The sequence below is a fragment of the Streptomyces abikoensis genome (assembly GCF_014648775.1).
In the GTDB taxonomy this organism is placed as follows: domain Bacteria; phylum Actinomycetota; class Actinomycetes; order Streptomycetales; family Streptomycetaceae; genus Streptomyces; species Streptomyces abikoensis.
In genome coordinates this window covers 112,584-128,263 of sequence record NZ_BMRT01000006.1, presented here as the reverse complement: position 1 = coordinate 128,263, position 15,680 = coordinate 112,584, and the positions used below count along the sequence as shown (strand labels likewise).

Here is a 15,680-nt window from a genome sequence, read left to right as displayed (position 1 = left end):
AAGGGGGCGGGGTGGGGTGGATGGGCCCTGGTAGGGGCGTAAAGAGCTCTTCGCCGCTGGAGCCAAGTACGGGGCAACTCTTACCAAAGTGGCAGGGACCGCGAAGAGCTCAGCCCCGTAAGGGCCCGTCCACCCCACCCCGCCCCCGACCCACCAACCGGCCCTCACGGCAACAGGATCAGCCGCACCGGATCCCCGTCCTTCTTCCGCAACCGTTCGACACCAACCGCCGCCTCCGCCAGCGGCAGCGTGCCGCTGACCGACCGTCCGAGGTCCAGCCGCCCCAGACGGGCGAGCGCCACCAGCTCGTCCACGTGCGCAGGCGCCGACCCGTAGTGCCCCAGAACCTGCTGCTCGCGAAAAATGAACGCCGCACCGTCGGCCAACGTCAGCGCCCCAGGAGCGATCCCGACGAGCACCAGCCGCCCACCCCGCCCCAGACAGCGCACGGCCTGGTCCCGGACGGCCGGCACCCCCGCCGTGTCGAGGGCGAGGTCGAGCCCCAGCCCCCCGGTCGCCTCCAGGACCCGCTCGCGGACATCCCCCGCACCGGCGTCCAAAGCGACATCGGCCCCGAACTCCAGGGCCCGCCGACGGGCACCCTCCAGCGGGTCAACAGCAACAATGGGCGCCGCCCCGGCCAACCGCAGCAACTGCACCGCGTGCGCACCGAGCCCACCGACCCCCCAGACCCCGGCGGGGCGGGCGGGCCGCACCCGACCGGTAGTCGTGATGGCGGCCCAGGGCGTGGAGACGGCATCGGGAATGATGGCGGCCTGCTCGAAGGGGAGCCCGTCGGGGACCGGGACGAGCGTGTGGTGGTTGGCGAGGGCGTACTCGGCCCACCCGCCGTCGTAGTCGACGCCGCGCGTCCGGACGGCCCGGCACGACTCGTGGCGCACACACCCGCCGCACTCCCCGCAGCGCTCCCCCGCCTGGAGCAGGACACGCTGCCCGACGGCCCAAGGAGCCGGGACGTCCGGCCCGAGCGCATCGACGACCCCGGCGGTCTCATGCCCCAGGGTGACCTTCCCGGCACGGGCGAAGGCGGGCTTGAGTTCACCGTCCACAAGATGAACGTCGGACAGGCAGATACCCGCGGCCCGCACCCTGACCCGGACCTGCCCGGGGCCGGGCTCGGGGACGGGTACCTCCTCGACGGCGAAACGGCCCGACCGCAGGTCGAGCCGTCCGGCGAGCATCGTCTCGGGCATGTCCGGATACCTCCGTGATCGCGACAGGGTTCACCTGGCGACAGAACCTGCCCGAGGAAACGTTCCTTCAACCCACCCGAGCCCACCCGAGCCAGGCGGAAGACCCGGTCGGAAGACCGGCCAGAAGACCGGCCAGAAGACCGGTCAGAACGCCATGTCCACCTGGTCCGGAATCACGCTGCCGTCCGCACGCCGCACCGGCACCTTGGACCCGTCGGCGGCCGTCGCACCGGTCGTCGAGCACGGGTACGTACCGGACTTGCGCGGCATCGGGTCGATGAACATCGGGTTGGCCACCCAGCGGCCGTCGGCGTCGTCGAACGCGCGGCACATCAGCTCGGACTTGTTGCGGTTGATGGCGACGTGCGCGCCGGTCGCGTCGTTCACGAACGTCACGTCCGTGTCGGCGTCGCCCGCGCCGAGCGCGATGCGGTGGGCCGGGTCCTGCTGCTTCCAGGCGGCGGCGCCCTTGATCTTGAAGATCTCCTGGTTGATCATGCAGCGCTTGCCGTCCATGTACGGCAGAGCGTCCCCGCGCCCGGTCTCGACGCCGCCACAGCCCTTGATGACGGGGGTGAGCCGACCGTGCTCGGTGACGTTGCGAATGCCGATGGTGTGCTTCGCGTCAAGGCCCACCCCACTCGACCACGCCTCGGCGATCGGCTCGGAGGAGGCGGAGACGATGTACACGTCGAATCCGGCCGCCTTGAGCGTGCGGATCAGGTCCTTCTGCTGGTCGTAGTAGCGCACGTACCCGGCGAGGGTGTGGGTGCCGACCTTCTGCGTGGCGCCGACGGGCGCGGCGAGCTGCTCGGCGCGGGCCTGCCGGGCGAAGGAGGTGAGCGCGGCCGGGGTGTGGCCGGCGAAGAGCTGCGGTATCCAGGCGTAGCCGGGGACGGTGCGGCGGTGGTTCCAGTCGCCGGCGAAGGCGTCCTCGCCCGCCATGGTCTTCGACTTCTCGCGGATCTCGAAGATCTCGTCGGCGCAGGCGGTGTTCTTCGAGGTGGGCAGCGGGCGGCCGACGCGGACGGCCGTGCCGCAGGCCTTGGTGAGGGCCTTGTCCGCGGCGGGCGTCAGGAAGGCGTTGGTGTCCGTCCAGTGCGCGGGCCGCAGGATCTTGTCGTGCTTCAGGGCCCAGGCGAGGGTCGCGTCCGTGATGTCGTTCTTGACGACGGTGTTGTCCCAGTCGAAGGCGGCGACCGGGCGGGGGCCGCGCTTGCCGGAGCAGGTGCCGCGCTCGTCGATCATCTTCTGGAGCTTGGCGCGGTTGTCGCCGTACCAGGGCAGCTTGGTGTCGAGCTGAGGACAGTTCGCGCGGGGCGTGCGGTCGTGGGCGGTGGCCGCGCCGGCGGGGAGCGGGGCGGCGGCGAGGGCGGCGACGGTGGCAAGACCGACGACAATGGCGGACGTGGTGCGCATGTGCTCTCTTTGGTGCGTGTGACGGACGGGGACAGAAACCAGGACCGGCCGACGAAGACACCGCCGACCGGCCCCGGCTTTTGATCATGGACCCTACAGCGGGGTCACACTTACAGCGGGGTCACACCTACAGCGGTGTCACATAGGCCCCCGCGATGCCTCCGTCCACGAGGAACTCGGCGGCGTTCACGAAGGACGAGTCGTCGCTGGCCAGGAAGGCGACGGCGGCCGCGATCTCCTCCGGTTCGGCGAACCGCCCCACCGGCACGTGCACCAGCCGGCGGGCCGCGCGCTCCGGGTCCTTGGCGAACAGCTCCTTGAGCAGCGGGGTGTTCACCGGCCCCGGGCACAGCGCGTTGACCCGGATGCCCTCGCGGGCGAACTGCACCCCGAGCTCGCGGGACATCGCCAGCACGCCGCCCTTGGAGGCGGTGTAGCTGATCTGCGAGGTGGCGGCGCCCATCACGGCGACGAAGGAGGCGGTGTTGATGACGGACCCCCGCCCTTGCCGCCGCATGTACGGCAGCGCGGCCTTGCAGCAGAGGTAGACGGAGGTGAGGTTGACCTCCTGGACGCGCTTCCAGGCCTCCAGGCCGGTGGTGAGGATGGAGTCGTCCTCGGGCGGGGAGATCCCGGCGTTGTTGAAGGCGATGTCGACGGACCCGTAGGTCTCGTACGCCGCCTGGAACAGCGCCTCGACCTGGACGGAATCAGTCACATCAGTACGGACGAAGAGCCCGCCGACCGCATCGGCCGCGGCCTTGCCGGCGTTCTCGTCGATGTCGGCGCAGACGACGTGGGCGCCTTCGGAGGCGAGCCGCCGGGCGCTGGCCAGGCCGATGCCGCTGCCGGCTCCGGTGACGACGGCGGTGCGCCCGACGAGGCGGCGGCAGACAACTTGCGGGTCGGTCACTGGCTCTCCTCCAGAGGGTCGACGAGAGGGTCGATGGCGACGAACACGTTCTTGGTCTCGGTGAAGGCGGCGAGCGCGCCCGGCCCCAGCTCCCGGCCGAGGCCGGACCGCTTGAAGCCGCCGAAGGGCGTCCAGTAGCGGACGCTGCTGTGGGAGTTGACGGAGAGGTTGCCGGCGGCGACGGCCCGGGAGACCCGCAGGGCGCGGGAGACGTCCCGGGTCCACACCGAGCCGGACAGCCCGTAGTCGGTGGCGTTGGCGAGCCGCACCGCCTCGGCCTCGTCCTCGAAGGGGATGACGACGGCGACGGGCCCGAAGACCTCCTCGACGGCCACCCGGTCGTCCGGGGCCGCCGCCAGCACGGTCGCGGGGTACCAGTAGCCCTTGCCGGAGGGCACCTCACCGCGGATGAGGGCCGGGGCGCTCTCGGGGACGTAGGACCGTACGCGCTCGCGGTGCGCGGCGGAGATCAGCGGGCCCATCCGCGTCGCCGGGTCGGTGGGGTCGCCGACGGTGAAGGACTTCACGGCCGGTTCCAGCAGCTCCAGGAAGCGGTCGTGGACGGACCGCTGGACGAGGATGCGGCTGCGGGCGCAGCAGTCCTGGCCGGTGTTGTCGAGGAAGGAGTCCGGGGCGGCGGCCGCGGCGCGCTCGATGTCGGCGTCGGCGAAGACGATGTTGGGGCTCTTGCCGCCGAGTTCGAGCGTCACCCGCTTCACCTGCTCCGCGCAGGTGGCCATGACGCTCCGGCCGACGGTGGTGGAACCGGTGAAGACGACCTTGGCGACGCCTGGGTGCCGGACGAGCGCGTCCCCGGCCACCGGGCCCGCGCCCGGGAGCACCTGGAACAGCCCTTCCGGAAGCCCCGCTTCCAGGGCGAGGGCGGCGAGGCGGAGCGCGGTGAGCGGCGTGGTCTCGGCGGGCTTGAGGACGACGGCGTTCCCGGCGGCCAGCGCGGGGGCCAGGCCCCAGGCGGCGATGGGCATCGGGAAGTTCCACGGGGCGATGACGGCGACGACGCCGAGCGGTTCGTGGAAGGTGACGTCGAGCCCGCCGGGCACGGGGATCTGGGCGCCGTTGAGCCGCTCCACTCCCCCGGCGGCGTACTCCAGCAGGTCGCGGACGTTTCCGGCCTCCCAGCGGGCGCTCGCGATGGGGTGGCCCGCCTCGCGGACCTCCAGCAGCGCGAGCTCCTCCAACTGCCCGTCGACCGCGTCGGCGAAGCGGCGCAGTTGCCGGGCCCGGTCGCCGGGGGCGAGGCCGGCCCAGCGGCGCTGGGCGTCGGCGGCGCGGGTCACGGCCGTATGCACATCCTGCCGTGTCGCGGCAGGGACGGTGGCGACGCGTTCCTCGGTCGCCGGATTGAGTACGTGGAGCTCGTGCAAGTCCTCTCCTGCGGTTCGCCCCGCCGCTCGCGGCCGGGGTTCCGATTCGTACGCGGCTGCACGCCGGTGGTCGCGTTGTGCCCACCCGTTCCGCCAATGCGGAACGCCTGCCCACAACGCGGTGGGTCACATCCGCTCGAAGGAGCGGTACCGCTCCCAGTCCGTGACGGCGGTGTCGTAGGCGTCCTGTTCGACACGCGCCATGTTCAGGTAGTGCGCCACGACCTCGTCGCCGAACGCGGCCCGGGCCAGGGGGCTCGCCTCCCACAGGGCGGCGGCCTCCCGCAGGGTCGCGGGCACGTGCGCGGCGTCGCCCCGGTAGGCGTTGCCGGTGCAGACCTCCGGCGGCTCCAGCTCCTCCTCGACGCCGTGGAGCCCGGCGGCGACCATCCCGGCGACCGCAAGATAGGGGTTGACGTCGCCGCCGGGCAGCCGGTTCTCGAAGCGCAGCGAGTGGCCGTGGCCGACGACGCGCAGGGCGCAGGTGCGGTTGTCGGGGCCCCAGGCGACGGCGGTGGGGGCGAAGGAGCCGGGCCGGAAGCGCTTGTAGGAGTTGATGTTCGGCGCGTAGAGGAGGGTGAACTCCCGCAGGGCGGCGAGCTGTCCGGCGAGGAAGTGCCGCATGACGCGCGACATGCCGTACGGGCCGTCGTCGCCCTGGGCTGCCGCGAAGACGGGGCGCCCGGCCTCGTCGCGCAGCGAGAGGTGGATGTGGCAGGAGTTGCCCTCGCGCTCGTCGTACTTGGCCATGAAGGTGAGCGCCATGCCCTCCTGGGCGGCGATCTCCTTGGCGCCGGTCTTGTAGACGGCGTGCTGGTCGCAGGTGGTGAGGGCCTCGTCATAGCGGAAGGCGATCTCGTGCTGGCCGAGGTTGCACTCCCCCTTGGCGGACTCGACGGTCATGCCGGCCGCGCCCATCTCGTTGCGGATCCGGCGCAGCAGGGGCTCGACGCGGCCGGTGCCGAGGACGGAGTAGTCGCCGTTGTACTGGTTGGCGGGGGTCATGTCGCGGTAGCCGCGGTTCCAGGCGCCCTCGTAGCTGTCCTTGAAGACGATGAACTCCAGCTCCGTGCCCACGTGCGCGCTCCAGCCGTGCTCGGCCAGCCGGTCCAGCTGGCGGCGCAGTATCTGGCGCGGGGAGGCGAGGACGGGTGAGCCGTCGTGCCAGGCGAGGTCGGCGGTGACGAGGGCGGTGCCCGGGTTCCAGGGCGTGCGGCGCAGGGTGGTGAGGTCCGGGCGCATCGCGAAGTCGCCGTAGCCGCGCTCCCAGGACGACATGGCGTAGCCGCCGACGGTGTTGAGGTCGACGTCCACGGCGAGGAGGTAGTTGCAGCCCTCCGTGCCGTGTTCGAGGACCTCGTCGAGGAAGAACCGGGCGGCGAACCGCTTTCCCTGGAGCCGTCCCTGCATGTCCGTGAAGGCGAGGACGACGGTGTCGACCTCCCCGGAATCCACGAGCCGGCGCAGCTCGTCGACCGTGAGCGGGGGCGTGCGGTCAGCCACGGTGTGCCTCCTGTCGGTGCGTCCGGGCGTCTTAAGGTAGGGCCGTAGACCATTGATTGGGAAGGGGGACCATGAGCGGAACCGTGAACGGAACCGCGGACAGCGGCCTGACGGACCGGCTGTCGCCGGTGCTGCGCCCGGTGCGGGCGGGCAGCGGTTTCGAGGAGGCGCTGGAGCAGATACTCCAGGTCATCCGGCTGGGCCTGGTGGCCGAGGGCGAACGGCTTCCGGCGGAACGCGAGTTGGCCGAACGGCTGCGGGTCAGCCGCGTGACGCTGCGCGAGGTGCTGAAGGTCCTGACGGACCAGGGCCTGGTGGAGAGCCGGCGCGGCCGCTACGGCGGCACGTTCGTGCTGCCCCGCCCGGCGACGGCCGGTGAGGACGAGCTGCGCCGCCGCGTCGCGGACGTGGACCTGGAGGACGTCCTGCGCTTCCGGGAGGTGCTGGAGGCGGGGGCGGCGGGGCTGTGCGCCGCGCACGGGACGGCCGACGAGGCGGCCGTCCGGCTGCGCGCGGCACTGGCCGCGACGCACGACGCGCCGCTGGCCGACTACCGCCGCCAGGACACCCTGTTCCACCTGACGCTGGCCGAACTGTCCGGGTCCCCCACGCTCGCCGCCCAGTACGCCGCCGTCCGCGCCACGGTCAACGACCTGCTGGACTGCATCCCGCTGCTGGTGCGCAACCTGGAGCACTCGCAGCGACAGCACACCGCGCTGGTGGAGGCGGTGCTGGACGGGGACGCGGAGGGGGCCCGCGAGGTCATGCGGGAGCACTGCCACGGCACGGCGGCGCTGCTGCGCGGCTTCCTGGCGTGAGGAGCGCCGCACAGGGGGTTCGGTAACCCCGGTTTAACGCAAGGGGGTTGCGTGGGGGCGGTCGGCACCACAAAGGTATGGCGCGAAACCTTTGCCGGCATCCCCGCCAGGAGTGGTCATGGCCGAACGCACGGAATCCCCCGGCTATCTGGAGAAACGCTCCCTGCGCCGGGGCAGCGCGGGCCCGCTGCTCCTCACCGGTCTGGGCGTGGCCTATGTCGTCTCCGGCGACTACTCGGGCTGGAACTTCGGGCTCGCGCACGGCGGTTTCGGCGGACTCGCCGTCGCCGCCGCGCTGATGGGCCTGATGTACACGTGCATGGTCTTCGCCCTCGCCGAACTCGCCGCGATCCTGCCCACGGCGGGCGGCGGCTACGGCTTCGCCCGTCGCGCCCTGGGCCCCTGGGGCGGGTTCCTCACGGGAACGGCCATCCTCATCGAGTACGTCCTGGCCCCCGCCGCCATCTCCATCTTCATCGGCGACTACGTGGAATCCCTGCACCTGTTCGGCCTCACGTCGTCCTGGCCGGTGTACCTGGCCTGTTTCGTCGTCTTCATAGGAATCCACCTGTGGGGCGTGGGCGAGGCCCTGCGCTTCAGCTTCCTGGTGACGGGCGTGGCGGTGGCGGCCCTGCTCGTCTTCGCGGTGGGCGCCTTCACGGACTTCCACACCGGCCGCCTGGACGACATCCCGGCCGACCCGAACGCCTTCGGCTCGTCCTCCTGGCTGCCGTTCGGCCTGCTGGGCATCTGGGCGGCGTTCCCGTTCGGGATGTGGTTCTTCCTCGGCGTCGAGGGCGTGCCGCTGGCCGCCGAGGAGACCCGCGACCCGGCCCGTACGCTGCCGAGGGCCATGGCCACGTCCATGGGCATCCTGCTGCTCCTGGCCCTGCTGACCTTCCTGGCCGCCACGGGCGCGGGCGGCGCGAACGCCCTGACGGAGGCCGGCAACCCCCTGGTCACCGCCCTGGACCCCGACGGCGAGGGCCGCGTCCTGGCCAGGGTCGTCAATTACGCGGGCCTCGCGGGCCTGGTCGCCTCCTTCTTCTCGCTCATCTACGCGGGCTCCCGCCAGCTCTTCGCCCTCTCCCGCGCCGGCTACCTCCCCCGCGTCCTCTCGCTCACCAGCCGCCGCAAGGCGCCGTGGCTGGGGCTGCTCGTCCCGGGCACGATCGGCTTCACCCTGGCCGCGGCCACGGGCGACGGGGCGCGGATGCTCAACGTGGCCGTCTTCGGCGCCACCATCTCCTACGCGCTGATGTCCCTCTCCCACATCGTCCTGCGCCGCCGCGAACCGGCTCTGCCCCGGCCCTACCGCACCCCGGGCGGCGTGGCCACCTCGACGACGGCCTTCGTCCTGGCCTGCGCGGCGCTGGTGGCGACCTTCCTGGTCGACGTGACGGCCGCCCTCATCGCCCTGGCCGTCTACGCGGTCGCCGCCGGCTACTTCGCCCTCTACAGCCGCCACCGGCTGGTGGCGAACGCGCCCGAGGAGGAGTTCGCGGCGCTGGCGGCGGCGGAGGCGGAGCTGAGCCGAGAATGACCGCACGAGGAAAGAAAGCGAACGGCATGCCACTCATCGGCGTCACCACGTACCTCACCCGGGCCCGCTGGGGGGTGGCCTGGGACCTCCCGGCCGCCCTCCTCCCCGCCGCGTACCCGGCGCACGTCCAACGCGCGGGCGGCCTGGCGGTCATGCTCCCCCCGGACGCCCCCTCCACCGCCCCCGCCGTCGTCTCCCGCCTGGACGCCCTGGTCCTCGCGGGCGGCGAAGACCTCGACCCCGCCCTCTACGCCGCCCGCCCCCACCCCCGCTCCGGGACCCCCGTCCCGGAGCGCGACGCGTGGGAGCTGGCCCTCCTGGACGCCGCGCTGACGAGCGGCACCCCGGTCCTCGGCATCTGCCGGGGGATGCAGCTGATGAACGTCCACGCGGGCGGCACGCTCTGCCAGCACCTCCCGGACGAGGTGGGCCACGACGCCCACAACCCGGCACCGGGCACCTTCGCCGACCACCCGGTGAAGCCGGTCCCCGGCACCCTGACGGCCACCCTCCTGGCCGGTCGGCCACTGGACGTGGCCACCCACCACCACCAGTCGGTCGCCCGCCTGGGCACCGGCCTCACCGCCTCCGCCCACGCGGAGGACGGCACGGTGGAGGCCCTGGAATACCAGGACCACCCCTCGTTCGCCCTGGGCGTCCAGTGGCACCCGGAGGCCCGGGACGACTTGCGGGTGACGGAGGCCCTGGTCCGGGCGGCGGACAGGAGGGGTGGCTCCTGACGCCTGCGGGGCGTACCGCGGCTCGCCGCGGCGCGACCTCTGGCTCGCGACGGGTGAGCTGCCTCTGCGCGGGGCCCGCGTGCTCGTCAAGCCGTCGGGGGCCACCTATCTCGCCCGTGGGAACTGGTCCGTCAGGCTGTAGCGCCGCAGCCCCTGTCCCCATGACGGCGAGACAGCGTGAATCTCCCCGTTCCGGCCCGCCGGGGCGAGGGAAAACGATGGCGGAGAGACAGGGCCCCGGGAACCCGTCGCCTACCCCCGGGACCGTGTCAGCCCCAGCAGCTCCCGGGCCGGGCCCGTCGGGCGCTGGCCGGTGGGCCAGACGGCGCGGAGGGCGCGGCTCAGGGAGAGGTCCCGGACCGGGATCTCGACCAGTCGCCGGGCCGCCAGCTCCTCGCCGATCGCGAGCTCGCTCAGAACGGACGGGCCCGCGCCGCTGACCGCGGCCGCCTTCGCGGCGGTCGTGGAGGCGAGTTCGAGCAGCGGCTCGGCCAGGCCGCCGTGCGCGGCCAGGGCGGCGTCGAGGACCTGGCGGGTGCCCGAGCCGCGTTCGCGGAGGATCAGGGGGGTGGCCGCCAGCTCGGCCGGGTCCAGGGGGGCGCGGCGGCGGGCCCAGGGGTGGCCGGGGGCGGTGACGACGACGAGGCGGTCGCGGCCGACGACCGCGCCGTCCAGGCCGGCCGGTACGTCCAGGCCCTCGACGAAGCCGAGGTCCGCCTGCCCCGCGAGCAGGCGTTCCGCCACGGCCGCCGAGTTCCCCGTGCTCAGCGACACCGCCGTGCCCGGCCGCTCCGTGCGCAGCGCGATCAGCCAGCCCGGCAGCAGGTACTCCGCGATGGTCATGCTGGCGGCGACCCGCAGCCGCGAGTCGCGCCGCCCGCGCAGGGCCTGCGCGCCCGCGTCGAGGGCCTCGGCGGCCTCGACGACCTTGCGTGCCCAGTCGGTGACGAGCACCCCGGCGTCCGTGAGGCGCGAGCCGCGCGGGGAGCGCTCGACGAGGGCGACGCCGAGGAGGCGCTCCATGGCCCGGACGCGTCCGCTCGCGGCGGGCTGGGTGATGCCCAGCTCGCGGGCCGCCCGGCCGAGGCTGCCCAGCCGGGCCACGGCGAGCAGCAGCTCCAGTGCGCCCAGGTCGGGGACCCGGTGGGCCAGGGGGGCCGGGAGGGGCCCGGAGGAATCACCGCTCATAACCCCAGCTTATGTCCCCATAGTCATAAAGCCCCTGGTGGGCGGGGTACGGCCAGGAGACCGTGGACTCATGAACACCCGCGATCCCCTCCGCCACCTCGGCCCCAACTGGTACGCCACCGTCATGGGCACCGCGATCGTCGCCTCCGCCGGAGCGGCCCTGCCGGTGGCCGTGCCGGGGCTGCGCGGAGCCTGCGAGGCGGTGTGGGCGCTGGCGGCGCTGATGCTGCTCACCCTCGTCACCGCCCGCGCCCTCCACTGGGCCCACCACCCCGACCAGGCCCGGCGGCACCTGGGCGACCCCGCCGTCGCCCCCTTCTACGGCTGTCTGGCGATGGCCCTGCTCGCCGTCGGCGGCAGCACGCTCTCCGTCGGCACGGGCGTCATCGGCGAGAACGCGGCCGTCGCTGTCGACGCCGTCCTGTGGACGGCCGGCACGGTCGTCGGGCTGGCCGCGGCGGCCGCCATCCCCTACCTGATGGTCACCCGGCACCGGATCGCGCCGGGCGACGCCTCGCCCGTGTGGCTGCTGCCGATCGTGGCGCCCATGGTCTCCGCCGCGCTCGGCCCCGCGCTCGTGCCGCACCTGCCCGCCGGCCAGTGGCGGCAGGCGCTGCTGCTGGGCTGCTACGGACTGTTCGGGATGAGCCTGCTGGCCACGCTGCTGATCCTGCCGGTGGTCTTCTCCCGGCTCGTCCACCACGGACCGCTGCCGCTCGTGCTCACACCGACCCTGTTCCTGGTCCTCGGCCCGCTGGGCCAGTCCACGACGGCCGTCAACGCCGTCGCGGGCGCCGCACCGAGCGTCGTCACGGAGCCGTACGCGCGGGCCATGGCCGGCTTCGCCCTCCTCTACGGCATGCCCGTCATCGGCTTCGCCCTGCTCTGGCTGGTGCTCGCCACCGCCATGGTGATCCGCGCCGCCCGCCGGGGCATGGGCTTCGCGATGACGTGGTGGGCCTTCACCTTCCCCATCGGCACCTGCGTCACCGGCACCGCCGCGCTGGCCCACCGCACCGGGCTGACCGCCCTGACCTGGCTGGCGGTGGCACTGTACGCGCTGCTGGTGACCGCCTGGGCGGTCGCCGGGGCCCGTACCGCCGCCGGGCTGGTCAGCGGCCGGCTGCTCGCAGCGCCGCGCCCAGCACCCGTGGCGCCGATGCGAGAGATGGCCCGTACCACGTGAGGTGACGGCCGCTGACGAGCGCCGACGGCAGCCCGGGGAAGCACTCCGGGCCGTCGTCGGCGCCGAAGTGGTACGGCTCGTCGGGCAGGACGACCAGCTCGGCGCCGCAGGCGTTGAGCTGGTCGAGGGGAACGCGCGGATAGCGCTCGGGGTGCCGGGCGTGGACGTTCGCGACCCCGAGCCGGGCGAGGACGTCCCCCGCGAAGGTGTCCCGGCCCAGCACCATCCAGGGTCTGCGCCACACGGGGACGACGGCCGGAACCGGCCGCCCGGTGGGCCGGACGTCCCGCCAGGCGTCGCGGGCGTCGTCCAGCCAGCCGGGCCGGGGCAGCCGGCAGCCGCGCACCAGGACCCGTTCCAGCTCTGTGAACGCCTGCTCCAGCGTGCGCACTTCGGTGACGAGCACGTCCAGCCCGGCGGCGCGCAGCGCGCCCAGGTCCGGGGCGCGGTTCTCCTCCTCGTTGGCGAGTACGAGGTCGGGCGCGAGGGCGGCGATCCGCGCCACGTCGGGGTTCTTGGTGCCGCCGACCCGGACGACGTCGAGCCCGGCCGGGTGGTCGCACCAGTCGGTGGCGCCCACCAGCAGGCCGGGCCCGGTCCCGGCCACGGCCTCGGTGAGCGAGGGGACCAGGGAGACGACCCGGCGCACGGCGGAGCGGCCGATCGGTGAGCTGCTCACCGCCCCACCGTACGCCCGCCGTACCCGGGTTCGTCAGGCGCCGAAAGACGCCGGTTCGTCAGACGTCGACAGACGCCGGTTCGTCAGGCGCCGACGGGCGCCAGCTTGTCGACGAGGCCCGGGTGGGCGTCGAGCCAACGCCGCGCGGACTCCTTCTCCTTGCCCTTGCCGCCGTTCTGGATCTCCGCCTCCAGGGAGGAGAGGTCCTCCTCGGACATCTTGAAGTTCTTCACCCACTCCGCGATCTTCGGGAAGTCCTTGGCGAAGTCCTTCTTGCCGACGGCGTGGATCTGCTCGCCCTGGCCCCAGGCGCCCTTGGGGTCCTTGAGCTTCTTCAGGTCGTACTTCCCGTACGCCCAGTGCGGCGACCAGAGCGTGGTGACGATGGGCTCCTTCTTCTTCAGGGCCCGGTCGAGCTCGGCGAGCATCGTGGAGGTGGAGGACGAGACGACCTTGTACTCGCCGTCCAGCCCGTACTCCTTGAGCACCTTGTCGTTGAGCTTGCCCATCATGCCCGCGCTGGACTCGATGCCGACGATCTTCCCGCCGAACATCGCGGACTTGCCCTTGAGGTCGGCGAGCGAGTCGACGCCCTTGACGTAGGAGGGCACGGTCAGCTCCAGGGACGTCGGCCCGTACCAGGAGCCGAGGTCGGTGAGCCTGTCGCGGTAGCGGTCCATGTACTGCTGGTGGGTGGTGGGCAGCCAGGAGTCGAACTGGACGTCCATCTGGCCCTGGGCCAGCGCCGTGTACAGCGGGCCGGGGTCGAGCTGCTTGACCTCGGGCTTGTAGCCGCGCTCCTCCAGGATGTTCTGCCAGAGGTAGGTGGAGGCGACGGCCTCGTCCCAGGGGAAGTAGCCGAGCTTCACCGCGCGGCCCTGGCCGACGCCCCCGCCCGCGGCGGCGGTCTGCCGCCCGTCGCCGTCGGCCAGCCGCATGCCGCCCGCGACGAGCGCGAGGACGACGACGCCCACGGCGGCGACGGCCGTGCCCGGCCGGTACCGCAGCACCTTGGACGCGACGGCGGCACCCGCCGCGGCGTCGGCCTTGGCGGCCGCACGGCGGCCCAGCGGGGAGACCCGCTTGCCGAGCGCGCCGGTCATCCGGTCCAGGTACATGGCGAGGACGACGACCGCGAGGCCGCTCTCCACACCGCCGCCGATGTCGACCTGCGTGACGGCCGCGTAGACCGACTCGCCCAGGCCGCCCGCGCCCGCCATGCCGGCGATGACGACCATGGACAGCGCCAGCATGATCACCTGGTTGACGCCCGCCATGATGGTGGGCAGCGCCAGCGGAAGCTGGACCCGGACGAGGGTGTCGCGCGGCGTCGTGCCGAAGGCCCGGGCGGCCTCGACGAGCTCGCCGTCGACCTGACGGATGCCGAGCTCGGTCATCCGCACACCGGGCGGCATCGAGAAGACGATGGTGGCGATCAGGCCGGGGATCGGCCCGATGGAGAAGAACATCACGCCGGGGATCAGGTAGACGAAGGCGGGCATCGTCTGCATCAGGTCGAGGACCGGCCGCAGCGCCCCGCTGACCCGGCGGTCCCGGGCCGCCCAGATGCCCAGCGGCACGGCGAACAGCAGCGTGATGAGGCTGGCGACCAGGACGAGCGACAGCGTCGCCATCGCCCTGTCCCACAGCCCGAACGAATCGATCACCGCGAGCCCCGCGAAGGCGAGGACGGCGGCGGGCAGGCCGCGCAGCCACCAGGCGACGATGGCGAGGATGCCGGCCATCAGCAGCGCCTCGGGCGCGCCGAGGGCGGCGTGGACGCCGTCGTACATGCCGGTCAGAACGGTGCTGACGGCGTCGAAGAGCCAGGAGAGGTGGGACTGGAGCCAGCCGACGGCGGATTCCGCCCAGCCACCGAGGTTGATCTCAGGCATGGGTGATCACCTCCGGCTCGGACGCCGGCGCAAGGGGGGTCGGGGCTTCCGGCTCTTCCTCGCGGGGGCGTTCGTTCGGCTGGTCGGCCAGGGCCGCCAGCAGGCTGTCGCGGGTGACGACACCGGTCACCTCACCGCTGTCGTCGGTGACGGCGACGGGGGAACCGCTGCGGGAGAACGGCGAGAACAGCTCGGCCACGGGCGTCTCCTCGCTCACGGTCGGGGCGCCGTCCGGCACGGCGGCCACCGCCGCCGCGTCCGCCGCCGGGGCGGCCATGATCGAGCCGGCGGTGAGCACCCGGGAGCGGTCCACGTCCTGGATGAAGGAGGCCACGTAGTCGTTGGCGGGCCGGACGAGGATGTCCTCGGCGGTGCCGTTCTGCACGATCCGGCCGTCGCGCATGACGGCGATGCGGTCGCCCAGGCGCATGGCCTCGTTGAGGTCGTGGGTGATGAAGACGATCGTCTTCTTCAGCCGCTTCTGCAGGTCCAGCAGCTGGTCCTGCATGTCGCGGCGGATCAGCGGGTCCAGCGCGCTGAAGGACTCGTCCATCAGCAGCAGGTCCGCGTCGGTGGCGAGCGCGCGGGCGAGGCCGACGCGCTGCTGCATACCGCCGGACAGCTCGTCGGGCCAGGACGACTCCCAGCCCTTGAGCCCGGCCAGCTCCAACGCCTCGGCGGCGTGCTCCAGCCGCTCGGCGCGCGGCACGCCGCGCACCTCCAGGCCGTAGGCGGCGTTCTCCAGCACGCTGCGGTGCGGGAAGAGCGCGAAGTGCTGGAAGACCATGCTGATGTTCCGCGAGCGCACCTCGCGCAGCTCGGCCGGGGAGAGCCCGGTCAGATCCCGTCCGTCGTAGAGGACGCGCCCGGACGTCGGCTCCAGGAGCCCGTTGAGCATGCGCAGCAAGGTGGACTTGCCGGACCCCGAGAGGCCCATCACCACGAAGATCTGGCCGGCCTCGACCTCGAACGACGCGTCGATGACCGCCGCGGTGGTGCCGTCCGCGCGCAGCTCGTCGCGGCCTGCGCCGTCCTCGAGTCGTCGGACGGCGGCTTCGGGTCGTCTGCCGAACACCTTGTACAGATGCTCGGCCTTCAGCCTGGACACATAAACCTCTCGGGTCGTACTCAGGCCCACCCGTCCCCCTACTCCGGGCGGAGCCACTCCGGCGTCGCGCCTGCCCTGGGTCATTCGGC

General features: G+C 72.9%; 13 protein-coding genes. 4 read left to right on the top strand and 9 right to left on the bottom strand.

Annotated features, from left to right (window positions below):
* Positions 1-164: 164 nt before the first annotated feature.
* The 5 genes from IE096_RS20405 to IE096_RS20385 form a co-directional block, all read right to left on the bottom strand.
* Positions 165-1,214 (bottom strand): zinc-binding dehydrogenase, encoded by a 1,050-nt coding sequence (locus IE096_RS20405; protein WP_189453808.1) that lies wholly within the window; start codon positions 1,212-1,214, stop codon positions 165-167.
* Between the two features lie 144 nt (positions 1,215-1,358).
* Positions 1,359-2,633: an HAD family hydrolase gene (locus IE096_RS20400; RefSeq protein WP_189453806.1), complete on the bottom strand. Its 1,275-nt coding sequence runs from the start codon at positions 2,631-2,633 to the stop codon at positions 1,359-1,361.
* A gap of 127 nt (positions 2,634-2,760) precedes the next feature.
* Positions 2,761-3,546, bottom strand: coding sequence for a 3-oxoacyl-ACP reductase (locus IE096_RS20395; protein WP_189453805.1), 786 nt, complete (start codon positions 3,544-3,546; stop codon positions 2,761-2,763).
* Positions 3,543-4,931: an aldehyde dehydrogenase family protein gene (locus tag IE096_RS20390; RefSeq protein ID WP_189453803.1), complete on the bottom strand. Its 1,389-nt coding sequence runs from the start codon at positions 4,929-4,931 to the stop codon at positions 3,543-3,545. The genes IE096_RS20395 and IE096_RS20390 overlap by 4 nt, the downstream gene beginning before the upstream one ends.
* A 126-nt stretch (positions 4,932-5,057) precedes the next feature.
* Positions 5,058-6,434, bottom strand: a complete 1,377-nt coding sequence (locus IE096_RS20385) for a glutamine synthetase family protein (protein ID WP_189453801.1) — start codon at positions 6,432-6,434, stop codon at positions 5,058-5,060.
* Positions 6,435-6,505: 71 nt separating this feature from the next.
* Between IE096_RS20385 and IE096_RS20380 the strand changes: the two genes are divergently transcribed.
* From IE096_RS20380 to IE096_RS20370, 3 genes are all read left to right on the top strand, one after another.
* Positions 6,506-7,252 (top strand): FadR/GntR family transcriptional regulator, encoded by a 747-nt coding sequence (locus IE096_RS20380; protein ID WP_189453799.1) that lies wholly within the window; start codon positions 6,506-6,508, stop codon positions 7,250-7,252.
* 118 nt (positions 7,253-7,370) lie between these two features.
* A complete protein-coding gene (eat, locus tag IE096_RS20375; protein WP_189453797.1) occupies positions 7,371-8,795 on the top strand; it encodes an ethanolamine permease in 1,425 nt (474 codons plus the stop codon).
* Between the two features lie 26 nt (positions 8,796-8,821).
* Positions 8,822-9,535 (top strand): gamma-glutamyl-gamma-aminobutyrate hydrolase family protein, encoded by a 714-nt coding sequence (locus tag IE096_RS20370; RefSeq protein WP_189453796.1) that lies wholly within the window; start codon positions 8,822-8,824, stop codon positions 9,533-9,535.
* Positions 9,536-9,787: 252 nt separating this feature from the next.
* On the opposite strand, the gene IE096_RS20365 is transcribed toward IE096_RS20370, so the two are convergent.
* Positions 9,788-10,723 (bottom strand): LysR family transcriptional regulator, encoded by a 936-nt coding sequence (locus tag IE096_RS20365; RefSeq protein ID WP_189453794.1) that lies wholly within the window; start codon positions 10,721-10,723, stop codon positions 9,788-9,790.
* 70 nt (positions 10,724-10,793) lie between these two features.
* Here IE096_RS20365 and IE096_RS20360 point away from each other — a divergent pair, with 70 nt between their 5' ends.
* The gene (locus IE096_RS20360; RefSeq protein WP_189453792.1) at positions 10,794-11,909 is read left to right on the top strand and encodes a TDT family transporter; all 1,116 of its coding nucleotides are present in this window, start codon (positions 10,794-10,796) and stop codon (positions 11,907-11,909) included.
* Here IE096_RS20360 and IE096_RS20355 read toward each other — a convergent pair.
* From IE096_RS20355 to IE096_RS20345, 3 genes are all read right to left on the bottom strand, one after another.
* Positions 11,836-12,588, bottom strand: a complete 753-nt coding sequence (locus IE096_RS20355; protein ID WP_189453790.1) for a helical backbone metal receptor — start codon at positions 12,586-12,588, stop codon at positions 11,836-11,838. The two genes, IE096_RS20360 and IE096_RS20355, sit on opposite strands and share 74 nt — an antisense overlap.
* A gap of 83 nt (positions 12,589-12,671) precedes the next feature.
* Complete coding sequence (locus IE096_RS20350) at positions 12,672-14,483, bottom strand: ABC transporter permease/substrate binding protein (RefSeq protein ID WP_189453788.1); 1,812 nt, start codon at positions 14,481-14,483, stop codon at positions 12,672-12,674.
* Positions 14,476-15,591, bottom strand: coding sequence for a quaternary amine ABC transporter ATP-binding protein (locus tag IE096_RS20345; protein ID WP_229820420.1), 1,116 nt, complete (start codon positions 15,589-15,591; stop codon positions 14,476-14,478). The genes IE096_RS20350 and IE096_RS20345 overlap by 8 nt, the downstream gene beginning before the upstream one ends.
* Positions 15,592-15,680: the final 89 nt, after the last annotated feature.